Raw genomic sequence first — 18,692 nt, 5'->3', positions numbered from 1 at the left:
AGGTTAAACTTCTATTGAGAAAGGTCGTACATTTTTGTTTATTTCTTCTTGTATCAAGGTGATAAAATCAGCTATCTTCATACTACCTAAGTCTTCACCTCCATGACGACGTACCGAAAGAGTAGCATTCTTTTCCTCTTCTTCTCCTACGATGACCATGTAAGGGAATTTCTGTGTTTCTGCTTCACGAATCTTCTTCCCAATAGTCTCGTTGCGATTGTCCACATGAGGGCGCAAATCTGCTTCTTGTAATAAATTGGCTACTTTGTGGGCATAGCCTTCATATTTCTCACTGATACAGAGAATATTCACCTGTTCTGGCACCAACCAAAGTGGCAAGTTTCCTGCGGTATGTTCCAGTAGGATGGCAACAAAGCGTTCCATACTACCAAAAGGTGCTCTGTGGATCATCACTGGTCTATGCAGTTCATTATCAGCTCCTTTGTACCATAGGTCAAAACGTTCTGGTAGGTTATAGTCTACTTGGATAGTTCCCAGTTGCCAGCTTCTGCCTAATGCATCTTTGACCATGAAGTCAAGCTTAGGACCATAGAAAGCTGCTTCTCCAGTTTCTATCACATAGGTTAGATTCTTTTCTTTAGCGGCATTAATAATAGCATTCTCTGCCTTTGCCCAATTCTCATCAGTTCCTATATATTTGGATAGGTTCTCTGGATCTCGCAAGGATACCTGTGCGGTAAAGTTATCAAATCCTAAGGAACCAAACACATAGAGTACCAAGTCTATCACATGCTTGAACTCAGCATCGAGCTGCTCTGGCGTACAGAAGATGTGGGCATCGTCTTGAGTAAAGCAGCGTACACGAGTAAGTCCATGGAGTTCCCCACTCTGTTCGTAGCGATATACAGTACCGAACTCCGCAAAGCGCTTAGGCAGATCCTTGTAGCTCCATGGGTGAGAGTTGTATATCTCACAGTGGTGAGGACAGTTCATTGGCTTGAGCAAATATTCCTCTCCTTCGTTAGGGGTTGCAATAGGTTGGAAACTATCCTTTCCGTATTTTTCCCAGTGTCCTGAGGTTACATATAGGTTCTTATGTCCTATGTGTGGGGTTACCACTTGTTCGTATCCCGCTTGTTTCTGTGCTTTGCGCAAGAAGGCTTCTAATCGTTCTCTCAGCGCAGCTCCTTTAGGCAACCACAAGGGCAACCCTTGTCCTACCTTGTTGGAGAAGGTAAAGAGCTCTAACTCCTTACCGAGCTTGCGGTGATCACGCTTCTTGGCCTCTTCCAAGAGTGTAAGATACTCTGTGAGATCTTTCTGCTTAGGGAATGAGATACCATACACTCGTGTAAGTTGTGGATTGTTCTCATTACCTCGCCAATAAGCACCCGCTACACTGAGTATCTTTACAGCTTTTACAAAGCCTGTGTTAGGCAAGTGCCCTCCTCTACAGAGGTCTGTAAAAGTGCTATGATCACAGAAGGTGATACTACCATCTTCTAAGGCTTCTATCAGTTCTGTCTTATACTCATTTTTTCCCTTATAGTAAGAAAGAGCTTCTGCCTTGCTCACTGGGCGCATCTTGAACTCATACTTACCACGAGCTATCTCAAGCATCTTGGCTTCTATCGCTGGAAAATCCTTGTCTGTAATCGTATTTCCATTGAAATCCACATCATAATAAAAACCATTGGCAATAGCTGGCCCTATAGTAAGCTTGATATTAGGGTATAGTTCCTCCAAGGCTTGCGCTAATATGTGCGCGGAAGAGTGCCAAAAGGCTTTCTTCCCTTCAGGACTATCCCAAGTATATAACACTAAACTTCCGTCCGTCTCAAGGGGCGTAACCGTCTCTATAGTCTTACCATTGTAGCTGGCTGATATCACATTACGAGCCAAGCCTTCACTAATACTTTGGGCTACTTCAGCAGGGGTGATTCCCTTCTTGTATTCCTTGACAGAACCGTCAGGCAGTGTAATTTTTATCATGGGTGTAATAGTTGTTAAAAAACTCGGCAAAAATAAGATTTTTTTTAGTAGTAACCAAATTATTTTCGCAATTTTTTTCTACACTCCCTTTTTATATGGTTTTTTGCTAAAAAATCTCTTAGTTATGGGTTAATATATTTTCTTCTTTTTCTTATGTTTTTTCAAAAAAATATCACTACCTTTGTACTGTTTTTTATGAAGATATGGCCAACTTTTACAATGAAAGCTCCCTGAAGGAGATTATCCCTGCTCTCTTTAGCCAATACAACCTTAACTATGGCCTTGACAAGGTACGTGTAAAGGAGGCTTGGGTAGAAATTGCAGGTATGGGAGTGGTGAAATATACCGAAAATGTACGTCTGCAAGGAGACAAATTGTTCATTTCGCTAAACAATGCCTCCCTGAGAGAGGACTTAAACCTCCGCAGAAGTGAATTAGTCCAACTCATCAATGATTTCCTGAAAAAGGAAGTGGTAAAGGAGATTGTCATCTCATAGACTCCTGTTTTTCTTTTATCATTGTAACTAAATTATTTAACTATGATATATAATTTTGACGAAATTATCGACCGAAGAGGTACCGATTCTCTAAAATTGGAAGCTCTTCTCCCTCGCTGGGGACGCGAAGACTTGATCCCTATGTGGGTAGCCGACATGGATTTCAAAACACCTCCCTTCATCGTAGAAGCGGTAAAAAAACGTATAGAATGCGAAATCTTTGGCTATACTGAAAAACCCTTAGCTTGGTATCAATCTATAATTGATTGGCAAAAAAAACGCCATCAACTCTCCATCGATAAGGAGATGATTTGTTTCATCCCAGGAGTGGTACCTGCCTTGGTCATGGCTATTGAGGCTTTCACTCATGTAGGCGACAATGTACTTATACAACCACCTGTATATTATCCTTTTGCCGCAGCTATCCGCAATACAGGACGAAAAGTAGTCACCAATCCTCTACTACTCCAAGAGGGACAGTATCATATCGATTTTGAAGACTTTGAAGAAAAAGCTAAAACTTGCAAGCTCTTTATCCTCTGCAATCCTCATAACCCTGGGGGGCGTGTGTGGACAAAAGCCGAATTGGAACGCTTGGCTGCTATCTGTCTCAAGTACAAGGTACTGATGATCTCTGACGAGATTCATGCTGACTTGACACTTCCTTCCTATCAGCATGTTTCCTTAGCAAGCCTCTCGCAGGAAGTAGCAGCCAACTGTGTTACTTTTTCTTCTGCCAGCAAGACCTTTAACATGGCAGGGCTTGCCAGTGCTTATGCCATTATCCCCAATCCAGAGATTAGGCAAAAATTCTTGGACAAAACCGTAGGCTATATGCTCACCGATGGAAATATCTTTGCTTTCCAGACAACGGTCGCTGCCTACCGAGAAGGAGAAGAATGGCTCAGCCAACTACTGACTTATGTGCAAGGGAATATTGATTTTCTAATCCAGTATATTGATGAACACTTGCCTAAGGTAAAATACCTTGTTCCTCAGGCTTCTTACTTGGTATTTTTGGATTTCAGAGCATTAGGCCTTTCCCAAAAAGAATTGGTTGCCTTCTGTACCAATCAAGCTCACTTAGCCTTGGTCGATGGTAGTGTCTTTGGCAAAGAAGGTACAGGCTTTATGCGTATCAACTTAGCTTCTCCACGCTCGGTAATCAAAAAAGCACTTGACCAACTCAAAGAGGCTTTTTCTAAATAGAATTAGCACTTCTCAGATACAAAGAGTGAGTTAGACAAAGTCTAACTCACTTTTTTCATATAATTACCTTTTCTTATTTTTCACTAATATCCAAGTATTTTGAGCATTTCTTCCGCCTTCTGTTGTTCCATAAATAGGCGTGTAGTGAGCGCTCCATCCTTGTTCCTATCTATAAGAACTATTTTAGGCTGAGGGATCAAGCAGTGCTGCAATCCTCCTACCCCTCCTATAGAGTCTTGGTAAGCTCCTGTATTGAAAAATCCTATATACAAAGGCTTGTTTTTGTTATACTTAGGTAGGTAAATAGCGTTCATATTCTGCTCACTATTATAGTAATCATCGCCATCACAAGTGAGTCCTCCTAAGAGCACACGCTCATACTCATCATTCCATCGGTTGATAGGGAGCAACACAAAGCGCTTGTTAATCGCCCAAGTATCGGGAAGGGTGGTAATAAAGGAGGAATTGATCATATTCCATTTCTCACGGTCATTCTGTTGTTTCTGGTACATGATTTCATAAATGGCACCTCCTGCCTCTCCTACTGTAAAGCTACCAAACTCAGTAAAGATATTTGGTACAGGCACTTTCTCTTGGTCACAAGCTATCTTTATCTGTCGAATGATCTCATCTACCATATAGGCATAGTCATATTCGAAAGCCAAAGAGGTCTTTATCGGAAATCCTCCTCCTATATTCAAGCTATCCAACTCTGGGGCTACCTTCTTAAGCTGTATATACACTTTCAAACACTTGAGTAGCTCATTCCAGTAGTAAGCATTGTCCTTAATCCCTGTATTGATAAAGAAGTGTAACATCTTGAGGGTTACCTTCTTATTATCTTTTATCTCTTTGTTATAAAAAGGCACAATATTCTTATAGCCTATCCCTAACCTACTGGTATAGAACTCCGAACGAGGATCCTCTTCGGAGGCTATACGGATTCCTATATTGTAATTTTCCTTTATTTTTTCATCAAAGAGATTAATCTCTTCATAGTTGTCTATGATAGGCATACACTTATCATATCCTCGATTGATAAGATCAGCGATACCATCTATATAAGCATCACGCTTGAAGCCATTGCATAGGATATAATTTTCCTTGGTGATAAGCCCTTCACTAATGAGGTTATTAATGATATTAATATCAAACGCCGATGAGGTCTCCATCTGGATATCATTCTTGAGAGCCTCAACCATCACATGCTTAAAATGAGAACTCTTGGTACAATAACAATAGTTATAAGCACCCTTATACTTATGCTTCTTAATGGCTTTTTCAAACCATTTTTTAGCTCTTTGGATATTCTCTGATATTTTAGGCAGATACATGAACTTCAGTGGTGCCCCATATTCACGCACAAGTTCCATTAGGTCTATATCATGAAAGCGAAGTTCGTCCCCCTCCAAAGTAAATTCATCTTGGGGGAAATAGTAGGTTTGATCTATCAGATCTATATATTTATTTTTCATTTTATTTACGTATTTATTTTAATTGTTGAAAATTAATGGGTACTGAATAAATAGAAAATAAAATTCAAATTCTTAGGGAAAAAGTCCTCTTATCTATTCTCTGTAGTGGCTCCTTTGTTATTAAAATAGGAAAAAGAACAGAAGCTCTACACCTAAGCAGCTGCAGAGTCTTTCTTATGGAAAAAGAAATTGAGGGAGGCTCAATAAGTTTCTTCATTGATTATCAAGCAATTAGATTATTATTTACCTAAATAATATATCTCCTATAGAGAGCGCAAATATACTACTTTTCTTCAAATATGAAAAGTTTTTTTATAAAAAAACCACCCTCATGTGAGGGCGGTTTTCAAAATACTAATATTTTCAATTATTTCAATTCGAATGTTACACGACGTGCTAACTGACGAGCGTTAGAAGAATTAGCATTAACTGTCTTATCTTCTCCTTTTCCTTCGAAAGAAAGCTGTGAAGCATTGATACCTCTGTCTACTAACAATTGTTTGATAACTTCAGCACGTTTAGCAGATAGTTTTTGGTTGTAGTTTTCGCTTCCTTTTTCATCAGCATAACCTACTGCGTTCACACTTGCACCAGAGTTTTGTTTCAAGTAGTTAGCAACAAAGTCCACTGCCCACAAAGATGATTTTTGAGGTTTTGAGGAGTTGAAATCGAAGTATACATTGATGTATCCTTTTTCGATAAGCTCACGAGCAGCATCTCCTGTAGCATATTTGTTTTGAGCATTGGAACCATATTTTTCATTAAGATAGTTTTCCAATTCGTCTGGAATACGGTTTCCGTTAGTATCCACCATTCTATCTTCTTTTTCATCCAATTTTTTAGCCAAGTTTGCTACATCGCTTTCTGCTTTTGCTATACGATCTTCAGCAGCTTGTAGTTTTCTTTCAAGTTCTTTTCCTTCACTATACCAGTCTGCGTGGATCATGTGACGACCCAAAGCTACTTGAAGACCAATAGTTCCAGTAAAGTTTAACCCTTTGAAACCATCGTGAGTAGTATTGCTAAGACCATCGAAAGTTTTGTTTTGTCTAGCATACCAGTATACAGACCCATCAAGCAATAAAGCTACACGATTGCTAAGACGAACTTGTGGAGTAACACCAAAGGTAACGAACCCTAAGTTGTCTGCTTTGTCAAAATTATCACTTTTCAATTGGCCAATTCCTACACCTGTGTGTACCAATAGACCAAGATCACGAGTCCAATCTTCGAAAGAAAGCACACGACCTACATTGGCCACTGCTTGCAAGTTTACATTCCATAGGTTGGAATTGAATTTAGGAGAATTATCACCTTCTTCGAACTTATCGTATCCTCCTCCTAATCGCAAACCAAACTTGTTATTGAACATATAACGAACACCTCCGTTAACTGTAAAGAAGTTTGGGGTTTTTGTCGCATATCCTGATGTAAATTCGCGAACAGGTTTGTTAACCCCTCCATTTACATCTATCGACCATTTGTTGTATTCTTGAGCGTTTGCTCCCAAGGCTACAAGTGCTGTCAAAGCTAAAATTTGCTTTCTCATAAATGTGATTTTTAATCCTTAATTAAATTTCATTAACGTAGGGGCAAAGGTATAACTTTTTTTCATTTCAACAAAACTTTTCTTTAACTTTTTACCCCTCTTTCGGTATTTTATAATTTCTTTGGCTGTTTTCTAATAAATTTCACTTATTTGCAAATCCTCATAACGCAATATGTAAACTGCTCTATTCTCATATCCTCCTCCCTTTGTTGCATTCTTTACATATTGGAATTTGTTCTCCTGATAGGAGGTTTCTCCTATATTGGCTTCTTTGATAAAATTCCCTACCAAACTAGTTCGCAATACTGCATCCATCGTGAGATCAAATCCTCTAAAGGCATATTTGCTAGGCGATATTTTATAGGTCTTGAGGTATTTCTTTATAAAAGGATTGCTCTCACCTGCATATCTATTGGCTGCTGGATAGGTGAATTTCAGTGCTGATAGCTGGCTATTGGATATACTATTGTGGTCATAAGCATCTCCCTTATCCAAAGTAGCCATAATAATATTATAGTTCTTATTCTTCCCATTGATTCCAGCTATGTTGTATAGTATACGTATCGCATCGGAGAGGAATACCACATCATCTGATGATACAAAAACTATATTTGTCGCCTCTTTGTTCAATGCTCTTTGTATACCTTGTATATTATCTACATTTTTAGCCTGAGAAAAAGAGGATAATAGTTTTTCATTCATATCCTTACTCTTGGCATCGGATAGTAATACAATATTGGCATCTGGATATTTCTGATTGATAAAGCTTATCATGCTATTCTGTTGTACCTCTATTGTAGGGACTGTCTGGAATACATTGGGACGGAGTTCTATATTTCTGTTGGAAAGAGGTGCCAATATAGCAATATTGTCGGAGGTGATTGTCTCCGATAGAGCATTGAAGGCTGAAGGAGAAAAGGGACCTATAATCACTTGTGAGTTCTTCAGACCTTCACTGGAGGATATGGCTTTCACTCCTTGAGCATTCCCATTGCTATCATACACATTCACCGTAAGGGAGAATCCCATTTTCTGCAGAGAATCCAAGGCCATTAGAGCTCCTGAATAGAAATCTGAGGCTATGGCTGTTATTTTTTCTTTCTGCAATTTGATCTTAATATCAGCTATATTCCCCGCCTGTATTCCATTAACTCTAAATGGCAATACGAAGGAAACTGTCTTGATATTGGAGGGATTCATGCCGGATTTTATCTTAGGATTTGCATCAGTGGCATTGCCTGTGGCTACATCTGTTTGGGAGGCTCCTCCTAATGTAGCTACATAGTCTAAGAAATTGTTCTTAGGTATCCAGATCTGGGCTTCTAACTTGATTCCGTCTTTGAGCTCCGGATTGAGCTTTTCCAGCTCTTTCTGTGAAAGGCCAAACTTGCGTTCTAAGCTCATAAACCCTTCCCCTTTCTCTACTTGATAAAGTACCAAAGCCTTGTCTGTAGTCACTTCTGGAACACCTGATTTCCCTGCAGGTACCCATATTTCCATGCCTTCTTTTAGCGGATTGGGCAGGTTGGGGTTGAGTCGTTCTAGGGTTTCTTGAGTTACTCCATAGTTCTGAGCTATACGCCATAAGCCTTCTCCTGGCTTTACGATATATTTGGTAAGTCCTTCCTTGCCTTTGGATATTTCTTTAGGGGCATCTCGGTAAAGAGGAATCGTAATTTCCTGTCCTTTGCGCAACTCTTTCTTGTACAATACCATATTGTAGCGACGTAGGTCATCTTGTGTAATATGGAACCTCTGCGCCAGTCCATAAAGTGTCTCTTTGTCTTTTACTGTATACTTCTCAAAACCAGTAGGTTGTTTTTTGTTAAAGTAGCTTATTTCATCTCCAGGTATGATAAGCAGCATTCCTTTCTGTAAGCCTTTTTCCAAAGTAGGGTTTAGGGACTTTATATCACTGGGGGATACACGGAATACCTTGGCTATACTCTCAAGGGTATCTCCCTCTTTTACTGTATAGCTATTGTGTTGTTTAGGTTGTGCCCATAGGCTAAATCCTGTAAGTACACACAAAAATAATAGTATTTTTCTCATTCTTTATGTTTTTTACAAATATCCTAATTTTTCTCTTACACGTTGTAGGGTTTGCTTTGCCACTTGGGAGGCTTTTTCAGCACCTTCTCTGAGTATCTCATCCACTTGAGAAAGGTGATCCATATAGTAGGCAAACTTCTCTCTGGGTTGAGCAAATTTTTCTAAAATAAGCTCATATAGAGCAGTTTTGGCATGTCCAAATCCATAGTTCCCTCCTCTGTAATTGGCGGCCATCTGGGCGGTCTGTGCTTCTGTGGCTAATAGCTTATACAGGGCAAAAACATTACAATTGTTTGGATCTTTAGGCGCTTCCAAGGGGGTACTATCCGTTTGTATAGACATGATTTGTTTTTTCAATTCTTTATCTGACAAAAAGATATTGATATAGTTCCTTCGAGATTTGCTCATCTTTTCCCCATCAGTTCCTGGAATAATCATAATATCTTCTCGAATACTTTCCTTAGGGAGTACAAAGGTCTCTCCCATCTGGTAGTTAAAGCGACCAGCTACATCGCGAGCAAACTCCAAATGTTGCAATTGATCCTTACCCACAGGAACTATCTCAGCATCATAGAGTAATATATCGGCGGCCATGAGCATGGGATAGGTAAAAAGACCTGTATTGACATCCTCCAAACGATCGGCCTTATCCTTGAAAGAATGTGCTAAGGTAAGTCGCTGATAGGGAAAAAAGCATTCCAAATACCATGCCAATTCCGCAGTTTGCGCTACATCACTCTGGCGGTAAAAGGTAACTCGCTCATAATCCAATCCAAAAGCCAACCAAGTAGCTGCCACTTCATAGGTGTTTCTCCTAAGTAATGCGCCATCTTTGATCTGGGTAAGGGAGTGCAAATCTGCTATAAAAAGGAAAGAGTCATTTTGGGTATCCTTTGCCATTTCTAAGGCGGGCAATATGGCGCCTAACAAATTCCCTAAGTGAGGAGTTCCTGTGCTTTGGATACCAGTAAGTACACGTGCCATAAATTAATATCTCTGTGAATATGGTGCAAAAGTACAACTTTTAATTCATATAAAAGTATTTTTAGATAAAAATAACGTATATTTGCGCCTGAATTTTTAAAGGTTGTTTTCTATTCTATTATTTACTTTAACTATGCAAAATAACGTCAATATACAGAACAAACGTGCACGTTTCGAATATGAACTCTTAGATAAATATATTGCGGGTATCGTCCTTAGGGGTACCGAGATCAAATCTATCCGCTTGGGAAAGGCCTCCATCGCTGAAAGTTTCTGCGAGTTCAATGAGAAGGGAGAACTCTTCGTGATCAATATGACTATTGAGGAATATGCTTGGGGTACTTACTACAATCACAAGCCTAAAAGTGAAAGAAAGCTACTACTGAAAAAACAGGAACTCAAAAAGTTACACAAAGAAGTCAAAAACTCGGGGCTTACTATCGTACCTCTAAGGGTATTTCTCAGTGAAAAGGGGTTCGCTAAAATGGAAATTGCTCTGGTAAGGGGTAAAAAACTTCATGACAAACGTGAGACGATCAAGGAAAGGGACAACAAGCGTCAGCTGGATCGTATCAAAAAGGCTTACCAATAGTTATGAGCAGTCCTTTTCGCTTCAAACAATTTTCTATCTCTCAGGAGTATAGCCCTATGAAGGTAGGCACCGATAGTGTATTACTGGGAGCATGGACACCTGCTATCAATCCTAATTATATATTAGATATAGGAACCGGAACGGGAGTACTTTCCCTGATGATGGCACAGCGCTTCCCTCTCTCCCATATCCATGCGGTAGAGCTTCACCCTCTATCGGCCAAGGAATGTAGGCTGAACGTATCTCTCTCCCCTTGGCATCAGGCTGTTGAAGTCTTCGAAATGGATATCCGTGATTTCGCCTCGACAAGTGCTACTGCCTATGATCTTATCATCAGTAATCCGCCTTTTTTCTCCGAAAATACGCTCTCACCCGACAGGGTACGAGCTATGGCACGTTCCAATGAGTATCTCCCTTTCTCCGATTTACTCTCTTGTATTCCTTTATTATTAGCCCCTCAGGGCTTTTTCTCTGTGATTATTCCCTACAGAGAAGAGGAGTCTTTTTTACAAATAGCAATGGAAAACGGCCTCTTCCCTACTCAAATCCTTCATGTTCAGGGGAATTCCCTCTCTCCTATAAAGCGAAGCCTACTTTTATTACGTGCTCAGGAAAGCCCTTTGCCTACTGCTGAAAAGCTTATTATCGAAAAAGAACGCCATCAATATACACAAGAATATCAAGAACTTACCAAAAATTTTTATTTACGATTCTAAATAAATTCTTAAAATATAATTCGTATTCAAAAATAATTCGTAATTTTGTGGTCATCTCAAGGGGTGCTGTAAAAAGCTGAGATTATACCCATAGAACTTAGGCTGGTAATGCAGTCAAAGGAAAAAATGAAGTCTATCTAATTACTATATCACTTGGCTTATTTTTGCACTTGGGTAGCAAAGATAAGCCTTTTTTTATTATCTAATGACAAATAATGCCCCTTTATTTGTAAAAAACGCTTTTTTACAATGAAAAAAACATTGTTTTGTGGGGCATTAGTTCTTTCGCTTCCCTCTTTTGCTCAAGAGATGCCCGCTATCAAGGATTCTCTCTCAGAGAAAACTATCTCATTGGATGAGGTCGTGGTACAAGGTATCCGCGCCCGAGAAAACACTCCTATAAGTTTCTCCAATGTGTCTAAAAAAGAAATCCAACAAAAAAACACTGGGCAACAGCTACCGATCTTGCTGGGCAACCTACCTAATGTGGTTTCTTATTCTGAAGATGGGGCAGGCTATGGTGCCACTGCGCTCTTTATTCGTGGAAATGACACTTATCGAACCAATGTGACTATCAATGGGATTCCTTACAATGATGCTGAATCTCAAGGGGTTTTCTTCTACAATCTCTCTGATTTCGCCTCCTCTGCCGAAAATATCCAGCTACAGCGAGGAGTAGGTACTTCTACCAATGGGGCAGGTGCCTTCGGGGCTAGCCTAAATATCCTTTCCGATGCCTCATCGGAAAAACCTTATGCACAAATTGCCAATTACCTCGGATCTTATATGACCCATAAGCATGCCATTAAGTTCTCTACAGGAAAACTCAAGGAGCATTTCGAACTGGCCGGACGCTTCTCCAAAATCAATTCTGATGGGTATATTGATCGGGCTTCTTCTGACCTTAAGTCTTATTTCCTTCAGGGAGCTTATAGCAATAGCAACACACTGATTAAGGGATTGGTCTTCGGAGGTACAGAAAAGACTTACCTTACTTACAAGGGAATATCTGCCGAACAATTACAAAAGGATAGAAGGTACAATCCCGCAGGAAAATATACTGTTGGTGGACAAACATTTTTCTATGATAACGAGACTGATAACTACCAACAAGATCACGCCCAACTTCATTGGACTCAAAAGTGGGATGAGCATTGGAATACCAATCTTTCTCTCCACTATACCAAAGGAAAAGGATACTGGGAACAGATGGACAATTGGGGGGACAGTAAGGGAAACTTCGTGATTCGCTATCAGCTGGACAATGATTTCTATGGTACTGTATTCTCTGCTAACTACCGCAAACAGGCTATTGAGCTTATCTTAGGAGGAGCCGCCAATGTATACGAAGGAAATCACTATAACGAAACCGTTTGGACTGAGAATGCTACTAACCCTTACAGAGACATCTCCGATTGGGTATACGGGAACAAGCAGGAAGTATCTGCCTTCACTAAGCTCACTTGGCAGATAGCTCCCAAGCTAAGCCTATTCGGGGATATTCAATACAGAAGAGTCAATTTCAGATCTACTCTTAAGAAAACTCAAGTCAATGAGTCTATTCCTATGATCAATCCTAAAGCAGGTATTAGCTATTTTCTCTCCCCTGCCAGTACTCTCTATTTCTCTTTTGCTCATGCTACCAAAGAGCCTAACCGAAGTGATTACAAGGAATATGCTAAGAATATCAAGAAAGGAGCTGAACTTCCTCGCCAGGAAAAGGTTAATGACTTCGAGCTGGGATGGCGCTATATCTCTGAAAAAGTAAAACTAAATGCCAATGTATACTACATGCTCTATAAGGATCAGTTGGTGCTCACTGGTGATATCAGCAATACGGGCTATTCTTTACGCAAAAATAGTGGAAAAAGCTATCGTACTGGGGTAGAAATTGATGCTACTGTAGCACTTGCCCCTCGCTGGGAGTGGGCTCCTAATGTGTCTTTTAGTAAAAATAAAAATATTGACTATACCATTCAGGATCCCAATACACCTACTCAGAAAATTAACTTAGGGAATACTGACATTTCTTTTTCTCCTGATTGGGTTGTGGGCAATACAATCTCTTTCACTCCTATTGATAACTTCCAGATTAGTCTGATTTCTAAATATATAGGAGAAAGATACTTGACCAATGAAAACCAAGAGAATGCCCTGCTTGAAGATTTTTTAGTACATTCTCTTCACCTTTCTTATGAACTTCTTCCTCAAAAGTTGTTCAAGTCTGTGCTTTTTTCTGTAACAGCCAACAATTTACTTAACAAGAAGTATGTAGCTCATGGAAGATATGCTTCTGGAAAACCTTTATATTTTCCTGCTGCTGAGCTCAATAGCATGGTTGGAATCACCTTTACTTTCTAAAATAAAAACGCAAGCACTCTAATCAAGCGCAATAAAATGGCGCCTCTACACTTAATCACCATCTAAAGATGGCTTTCCTGTAGAGACGCCTTTTATTGCGCATTTTTCTATTATCTTAGCTTACTCTTAAAACTCTTCTCAGGATTCTCCTTTCTCCAACTGGGACTGGAACTCCTCTATAGCTGGCTTGATGGTACTTTCTGGGAGATCATCTATGCGAATATACATAAGCCCATCTACTGCATTGTTAAAGAGTGGATCCACATTGAAAGCGATCACTTTGGCATTCTGCTTTATATACTTCTTAATGAGTACAGGTAAGCGTAGGTCGCCTGGTTCCAATTCGTCTATAATTTTGTCGAATTTGTTAAGGTCTGACTGGGTCTCATCAAAGATAAAATCCTTATCAGCATCCTTGAGCTTTACTTTATATTCCTTCTTAGGCTTCACATACTGAGCTATATAAGGGTCATAGAAATTGGATTTCATGAACTCTATCATCAGCGATTTGGAAAAGTCCGAGAATTGGTTGGAGATACTCACACCTCCCAATAGGTACTTATGTTCTGGGAAATGTAGTGTTGTCAAGGCAATCCCTTTCCAGAGTAGGAATAGAGGCATCGGCTTTTGTTGATACTCACTCACTACAAAGGCACGACCCATCTCTATAGTCTGCCGAAGCATGGTATGTAGCTCAGAATCAAATCGGAACAAGCTATGAGTATAAAAACCATTCACCCCATACATATCGAAGAAATCACTCCCTAAGCCCATACGATAGGCGCCTACTATTCGCTTGGTGTCACTCTCCCAAAGGAAAAGATGACGATAGTAAGTATCATATTCGTCCAAATCAATAGAGAGGTTGGTACCCTCCCCTACTTCACGGAAAGTAATTTCTCTTAATCGACCTATTTCATGAAGAATATTAGGAATATACTCAGCCTTAGCTAAAAATATCTCATATTCTTTGTGTTGTAATAAGCGTGTACCCTTCTGCTGACGTAGAGCTTCTATTTCCTTTTCCAATAGTTCCTCAGCTATAGGAGGGGCTACTTCCTCTGGATCCTTGTTAGTATTGACCTTTATCATCGAGGCAAAGGGTCTAAAATGCTTCTTCTGCTCATAAGTATTCGAGAGCAGATAGGTCTTCTTGCGAAGGAAATTGGAGAACTCATACAAATCCTCTATTTCATCCTGTGTCTTAGGTAATATAGGTCGCCCTATACGGATTTTTATGCTCTTATTCTTCTGGGTAAGTAGCTCTGAAGGAAGCTTAGCTGTACGCAATATATCACTCTGCTTAGCCAATTGGTAGAACAAAGGACTATTCTTAGCATGGAAATAGATAGGGATAATAGGCACATTCGCTTTTTTGATAAGCTTAATAGCCGATTTGTCCCAAGTCTTATCCACATAAATATTCCCACTAATCTGCGTAGAAACCTCTCCTGCGGGGAACATTCCTAAGGGTTTTCCCTCAGCTAAGTGTGCCATGGCTTGCTTAAAACCTTGCAGGCTAGAGGAAGCCTCTTTATGATCCTCGAACGGATTCACTTGGAATATATAAGGAGCCAAAGGTTCTATCTTGGAAAGCAAAAAATTGGCCATTATTTTATAGTCTGGCCGCTGCTCTATGAGCATCTTTAGGAGTATGATTCCATCCAATCCTCCTAAAGGGTGGTTAGAGATAGTAATAAAAGGTCCTTCCTTGGGGATCTTTCTGAGGTCTTCCTCTGGAACTTCATAATGTACCTTGAACTCCTTAAGCAATGCTGAAAGAAACTCCACCCCTTGCAAATGCTTGTTCCTATCATATATTCTATTCAATGGTGCCAAGCGTAGTAGGTGTAAAAGCCCCCAGCCCACAGAAGTCCCTACAAATCCTAACTTATCTATCTTGATAGCTTTAGCTAACTCTTTTGCTGTGATTAACCCCATATGTTGTCATAAATCTTTTGATAATGTCTCTCTAAAATAGATTTTTTGTATGAGAAAAACAGACTGTTTTTTCAGATTGCAAATATAAGAATTTTTTATCAAAAATAAGCCTTATTGTTTTATTTTTTAAATGAAAAACTTTGTCAAAGCATAAAACCCTTGACAAAGTTCTCTTGTAATATACTTGAATCCTATTGTATTATAGGTAAGATTTTATCTTATCGGCTACCTCTTGAAATTCTTCATTTGTAAGGCTTACCTTTTCCTCAAAGGTCATTTCTTTCATCCTCGAGATAGGAATCAGGTGTATGTGTGCGTGATGTACTTCCAGTCCTACTACCGCCATCCCTACTCGTTCGCAAGGAATAGCTTTCTCTTGAGCTATTGCTATCTTGCGGGCAAACTCTAATAGGTGGTGATATAGTGTCTCATCCAAGTCAAAAAGCTTATCTACTTCTTTCTTGGGAATGCACAAGGTATGTCCTATTGCATTGGGGTTGATATCCAAAAAGGCAAAACAATGTTCGTCTTCTGCTATCTTATAACAGGGTATCTCCCCGTTGATAATTTTAGTAAAAATAGATGCCATGGTTATTCTTTATTAGCGGGTTATCTCTATAATTTCCATCTGAAGGATACCATTAGGTACTTTTATCTCAGCTATATCGCCTACAGACTTACCTAAAAGCCCACGCCCTATAGGAGAACTTACCGAAATCTTCCCTGTCTTTAGGTCTGCCTCACTTTCAGCAACCAAAGTATAGGTCATTACAGCATTGTTGGCTTTGTTCTTGAGTTTTACTGTTGAGAGGATCAATACTTTTGAGGTATCCAACTGTGATTCATCTATCACACGGGCACTAGCGACAAGCTCTTCTAACTTGGCTATTTTCATCTCCAGAAGCCCTTGTGCTTCCTTAGCAGCATCATACTCAGCATTTTCAGAAAGGTCTCCCTTATCTCTGGCTTCTGCTATAGCTTGTGAGGCTCTTGGGCGCTCTACATCTCGTAGCTGATCTAGCTCTGCCTTAAGTGCTTTTAATCCTTCTTCTGTATAATAAGCTACTTTCATAATTTATTTCTTTTTTAGTTTGACAAATTAATAAAAAAATGACACTCCAGCAAAGTCCAATTAAGCAAATGACTAATCCCTCTCTGTCTGGAATGACGTAAATACTAAAAAATCAGCCCTATAGCTAAAAACTATGGGACTTGATTTCTTCGGGGCAAAGATACAAACTTAAATCTATTCCACAAGGAAAAAAGTAAAAAAATTACACTTTGCCGATTCCTCTACCTCTTACTCTATATTTAGCCCTCAATTATTATACTCTTATCCTAATTCTCTTTTGGACGTTGAGTACTGACCTCTGTTACTCATAATGTATTCGATAGCGTATTCGGTTCGTAAAATATAGAAAATTTCAGCAATAAAAAAAGAGTGATTTTTAATACAAATCACTCTCTTTCAAAGATTTACATTTTGTAGCGAAGACGGGATTTGAACCCGTGACCTTTGGGTTATGAATCCAACGCTCTAACCAACTGAGCTACCTCGCCATCATTTTTTTCAGGTTGCAAAATTACACTTTTTTTTGGTATATCCAAAATTATATTGAAAAAATTTACACCTTTATAATATTTTGATTATCAATATATTACAAATATAATTGCTTTATTATCCGAGAAACAACCTTAAATCCACCGAAAAAATAGGAATTTTTCCACCCCCTACATAAGAAAATTTGTTTTTTCCTTCTACATTTTTTTCTTACCTTTGTACTCTGATTTGTAAACAAAAAATCCGAGTACTTTTGTAGCTCGGACTTTCGTGAAAAAACTAAACAATTATAAGATTATCTTCTATAAGTAAGCTATATCCTTGATAACTCACTTTATTATTTCAATACTTATGAAAAATTGCAGTATATAATACCTCTTTATTTCGAGTGCAAAGATACAAAGGTTTTTTGAACCAACAAAAAAAACAATGATAAAAAAAGTTAAAAATAATTCCCTTCGTTTTTTTGTTTAAATCTGTTAATACTATTGCGTTTTGAAAGGTAAAATGATAAAAATATTTAAAAATATTTTTCTTTATAGGAAAAGATGTAATTTTGCTACCGAAAACTAATAAAAAAAGATATGTTATTATTACAAGCAAATACATTAGCAGATGCTGGACAACCTTCTGCTGAGGTGCAAGAGGAGAGTTTGTCTATAATGGACCTTATTTTCAATGGTGGTCTGGCCAATAGCATTATTATAGGTATCTTGTTTCTGATGTTAGCCATGAGTCTTTACATTTATTTCGAGAGAAGTTTTGCCATTGGTGCCGCCAAGAAGATTGACAGCAATTTCATGAATGTTATCCGTGATAATATTTCTTCTGGCAGAATAGAAGCAGCTAAGAATCTCTGTTATCAATATAATAATCCTGTAGCTCGCTTGGTAGCCAAGGGAATTTCTCGTATAGGAAAGCCTATTGACGACATCCATAAAGCTATTGAGAATGCAGGATCTTTGGAGGTATATAAGTTAGAGAAGAATGTATCTCTATTGGCTACTCTGGCTGGGGTAGGTCCTATGATTGGTTTCTTGGGAACAGTTGTCGGGATGGTCATGTCTTTCCATGCTATGGCTACCAGTGGCGGACAGGCGGATATGAGTATCTTAGCTGGAGGTATCTATACCGCGATGACAACGACTGTCGCAGGACTTATCGTCGGCATTGTCGCTTACTTAGCTTATAACCACTTGGTTATGAGAATTAATAATGTCACTCAAAAACTTGAGGCTACCACAGTAGACTTCTTGGATATGTTGAACGAACCTGTTTAGAAAATGAGTATCAAATCAAGCAATAAAGTAACGCCAGAATTCAGTATGTCCTCCATGACGGACATCGTTTTCTTGCTCTTAATCTTCTTCATGCTTACAGCGTCCAACAATCCTAAAGTCTTGGATATGTTGTTGCCTAAAGCCCATGGAAAAACTTCTGGCATTCAGAATGTGGCTGTGAGTATCAATAAGGATTTGCAATACTTTGTCAATAACAAGCATGTAACCACCTCTGATATGGAGAACGAACTGAAAAGTGCGCTCTCAGGAGTCGAAAATCCTACTATTATCCTTCGGGTGGAAGAGAGTGTTCCTATTGAGAATGCTGTCTTGGTAATGGATATTGCCAACCAAAATCAGTATAAACTGATACTGGCAGTACGTCCTAAATAATTATTATTATGGTATTAGATACAGTTCATAAGCAAAAATCTTTTGTTCTTACTTCGATAATCATGACTTTGATTATCTTATTGTTATTGGTATTTAGGATGAGCCTCACCTCAATCCCTCCTGAGCAGG

15 protein-coding genes and 1 tRNA gene are annotated in these 18,692 nt (G+C 39.0%); 7 read left to right on the top strand and 9 right to left on the bottom strand.

From position 1 onward, the window contains the following. Positions 1 to 3: 3 nt before the first annotated feature. Complete coding sequence (gene thrS / locus CAPGI0001_RS05730; RefSeq protein WP_002667895.1) at positions 4 to 1,953, bottom strand: threonine--tRNA ligase; 1,950 nt, start codon at positions 1,951 to 1,953, stop codon at positions 4 to 6. Between the two features lie 203 nt (positions 1,954 to 2,156). Between thrS and CAPGI0001_RS05725 the strand changes: the two genes are divergently transcribed. Together CAPGI0001_RS05725 and CAPGI0001_RS05720 are read left to right on the top strand one after the other, a co-directional pair. Further along, positions 2,157 to 2,450, top strand: coding sequence for a DciA family protein (locus tag CAPGI0001_RS05725; protein WP_002667715.1), 294 nt, complete (start codon positions 2,157 to 2,159; stop codon positions 2,448 to 2,450). 42 nt (positions 2,451 to 2,492) lie between these two features. Next, positions 2,493 to 3,659 (top strand): MalY/PatB family protein, encoded by a 1,167-nt coding sequence (locus CAPGI0001_RS05720; protein WP_002667807.1) that lies wholly within the window; start codon positions 2,493 to 2,495, stop codon positions 3,657 to 3,659. An 83-nt stretch (positions 3,660 to 3,742) separates the two neighbouring features. Here CAPGI0001_RS05720 and CAPGI0001_RS05715 read toward each other — a convergent pair whose 3' ends face one another. The 4 genes from CAPGI0001_RS05715 to trpS form a co-directional block, all read right to left on the bottom strand. After that, on the bottom strand, positions 3,743 to 5,134 hold the full coding sequence (locus CAPGI0001_RS05715) for a type III PLP-dependent enzyme domain-containing protein (RefSeq protein WP_002667845.1): 1,392 nt from the start codon (positions 5,132 to 5,134) through the stop codon (positions 3,743 to 3,745). A 367-nt stretch (positions 5,135 to 5,501) separates the two neighbouring features. Next, on the bottom strand, positions 5,502 to 6,683 hold the full coding sequence (locus CAPGI0001_RS05710) for an OmpA family protein (RefSeq protein WP_002667888.1): 1,182 nt from the start codon (positions 6,681 to 6,683) through the stop codon (positions 5,502 to 5,504). A 132-nt stretch (positions 6,684 to 6,815) separates the two neighbouring features. Next, on the bottom strand, positions 6,816 to 8,735 hold the full coding sequence (locus tag CAPGI0001_RS05705) for a PBP1 and LysM peptidoglycan-binding domain-containing protein (protein WP_002667681.1): 1,920 nt from the start codon (positions 8,733 to 8,735) through the stop codon (positions 6,816 to 6,818). A gap of 12 nt (positions 8,736 to 8,747) precedes the next feature. Further along, complete coding sequence (gene trpS, locus CAPGI0001_RS05700) at positions 8,748 to 9,719, bottom strand: tryptophan--tRNA ligase (protein WP_002667886.1); 972 nt, start codon at positions 9,717 to 9,719, stop codon at positions 8,748 to 8,750. Positions 9,720 to 9,852: 133 nt separating this feature from the next. On the opposite strand from trpS, the gene smpB reads away from it, so the two are divergent. From smpB to CAPGI0001_RS05685, 3 genes are all read left to right on the top strand, one after another. Then, the gene (gene smpB / locus CAPGI0001_RS05695; RefSeq protein WP_002667833.1) at positions 9,853 to 10,311 is read left to right on the top strand and encodes an SsrA-binding protein SmpB; all 459 of its coding nucleotides are present in this window, start codon (positions 9,853 to 9,855) and stop codon (positions 10,309 to 10,311) included. 2 nt (positions 10,312 to 10,313) lie between these two features. Further along, entirely contained in the window at positions 10,314 to 11,027 is a 714-nt protein-coding gene (locus CAPGI0001_RS05690; RefSeq protein ID WP_002667733.1) for a tRNA1(Val) (adenine(37)-N6)-methyltransferase, read from the top strand. Between the two features lie 249 nt (positions 11,028 to 11,276). Further along, on the top strand, positions 11,277 to 13,388 hold the full coding sequence (locus CAPGI0001_RS05685; RefSeq protein ID WP_002667743.1) for a TonB-dependent receptor: 2,112 nt from the start codon (positions 11,277 to 11,279) through the stop codon (positions 13,386 to 13,388). Between the two features lie 138 nt (positions 13,389 to 13,526). Here the strand turns inward: CAPGI0001_RS05685 and CAPGI0001_RS05680 are convergent, their stop codons facing one another. The 4 genes from CAPGI0001_RS05680 to CAPGI0001_RS05665 all read right to left on the bottom strand — a co-directional run bounded on the left by CAPGI0001_RS05680 (position 13,527) and on the right by CAPGI0001_RS05665 (position 16,889). Next, the gene (locus CAPGI0001_RS05680; RefSeq protein ID WP_002667866.1) at positions 13,527 to 15,329 is read right to left on the bottom strand and encodes a GNAT family N-acyltransferase; all 1,803 of its coding nucleotides are present in this window, start codon (positions 15,327 to 15,329) and stop codon (positions 13,527 to 13,529) included. A 199-nt stretch (positions 15,330 to 15,528) separates the two neighbouring features. After that, a complete protein-coding gene (locus tag CAPGI0001_RS05675; protein ID WP_002667687.1) occupies positions 15,529 to 15,918 on the bottom strand; it encodes an HIT family protein in 390 nt (129 codons plus the stop codon). A 12-nt stretch (positions 15,919 to 15,930) separates the two neighbouring features. Continuing rightward, positions 15,931 to 16,404, bottom strand: coding sequence for a transcription elongation factor GreA (gene greA, locus CAPGI0001_RS05670; RefSeq protein WP_211205497.1), 474 nt, complete (start codon positions 16,402 to 16,404; stop codon positions 15,931 to 15,933). Positions 16,405 to 16,815: 411 nt separating this feature from the next. Next, positions 16,816 to 16,889, bottom strand: a tRNA-Met gene (locus CAPGI0001_RS05665). A gap of 585 nt (positions 16,890 to 17,474) precedes the next feature. On the opposite strand from CAPGI0001_RS05665, the gene CAPGI0001_RS05660 reads away from it, so the two are divergent. Both CAPGI0001_RS05660 and CAPGI0001_RS05655 read left to right on the top strand, forming a co-directional pair. Next, a complete protein-coding gene (locus CAPGI0001_RS05660) occupies positions 17,475 to 18,170 on the top strand; it encodes a MotA/TolQ/ExbB proton channel family protein (protein ID WP_002667662.1) in 696 nt (231 codons plus the stop codon). A gap of 3 nt (positions 18,171 to 18,173) precedes the next feature. Beyond that, the gene (locus tag CAPGI0001_RS05655; RefSeq protein WP_002667780.1) at positions 18,174 to 18,563 is read left to right on the top strand and encodes an ExbD/TolR family protein; all 390 of its coding nucleotides are present in this window, start codon (positions 18,174 to 18,176) and stop codon (positions 18,561 to 18,563) included. Positions 18,564 to 18,692 lie beyond the last annotated feature (129 nt).

It is taken from the genome of Capnocytophaga gingivalis ATCC 33624 (assembly GCF_000174755.1).
GTDB classification, from domain to species: Bacteria; Bacteroidota; Bacteroidia; order Flavobacteriales; family Flavobacteriaceae; genus Capnocytophaga; species Capnocytophaga gingivalis.
This window is presented reverse-complemented; position numbering and strand designations above follow the sequence as displayed.

Bases quoted from the DNA above. Each gene is read 5' to 3' on its own strand.
- thrS (WP_002667895.1), bottom strand. From the start codon at position 1,953: ATGATAAAAATTACACTGCCTGACGGTTCTGTCAAGGAATACAAGAAG.
- CAPGI0001_RS05725 (WP_002667715.1), top strand. From the start codon at position 2,157: ATGGCCAACTTTTACAATGAAAGCTCCCTGAAGGAGATTATCCCTGCT.
- CAPGI0001_RS05720 (WP_002667807.1), top strand. From the start codon at position 2,493: ATGATATATAATTTTGACGAAATTATCGACCGAAGAGGTACCGATTCT.
- CAPGI0001_RS05715 (WP_002667845.1), bottom strand. From the start codon at position 5,134: ATGAAAAATAAATATATAGATCTGATAGATCAAACCTACTATTTCCCC.
- CAPGI0001_RS05710 (WP_002667888.1), bottom strand. From the start codon at position 6,683: ATGAGAAAGCAAATTTTAGCTTTGACAGCACTTGTAGCCTTGGGAGCA.
- CAPGI0001_RS05705 (WP_002667681.1), bottom strand. From the start codon at position 8,735: ATGAGAAAAATACTATTATTTTTGTGTGTACTTACAGGATTTAGCCTA.
- trpS (WP_002667886.1), bottom strand. From the start codon at position 9,719: ATGGCACGTGTACTTACTGGTATCCAAAGCACAGGAACTCCTCACTTA.
- smpB (WP_002667833.1), top strand. From the start codon at position 9,853: ATGCAAAATAACGTCAATATACAGAACAAACGTGCACGTTTCGAATAT.
- CAPGI0001_RS05690 (WP_002667733.1), top strand. From the start codon at position 10,314: ATGAGCAGTCCTTTTCGCTTCAAACAATTTTCTATCTCTCAGGAGTAT.
- CAPGI0001_RS05685 (WP_002667743.1), top strand. From the start codon at position 11,277: ATGAAAAAAACATTGTTTTGTGGGGCATTAGTTCTTTCGCTTCCCTCT.
- CAPGI0001_RS05680 (WP_002667866.1), bottom strand. From the start codon at position 15,329: ATGGGGTTAATCACAGCAAAAGAGTTAGCTAAAGCTATCAAGATAGAT.
- CAPGI0001_RS05675 (WP_002667687.1), bottom strand. From the start codon at position 15,918: ATGGCATCTATTTTTACTAAAATTATCAACGGGGAGATACCCTGTTAT.
- CAPGI0001_RS05660 (WP_002667662.1), top strand. From the start codon at position 17,475: ATGTTATTATTACAAGCAAATACATTAGCAGATGCTGGACAACCTTCT.
- CAPGI0001_RS05655 (WP_002667780.1), top strand. From the start codon at position 18,174: ATGAGTATCAAATCAAGCAATAAAGTAACGCCAGAATTCAGTATGTCC.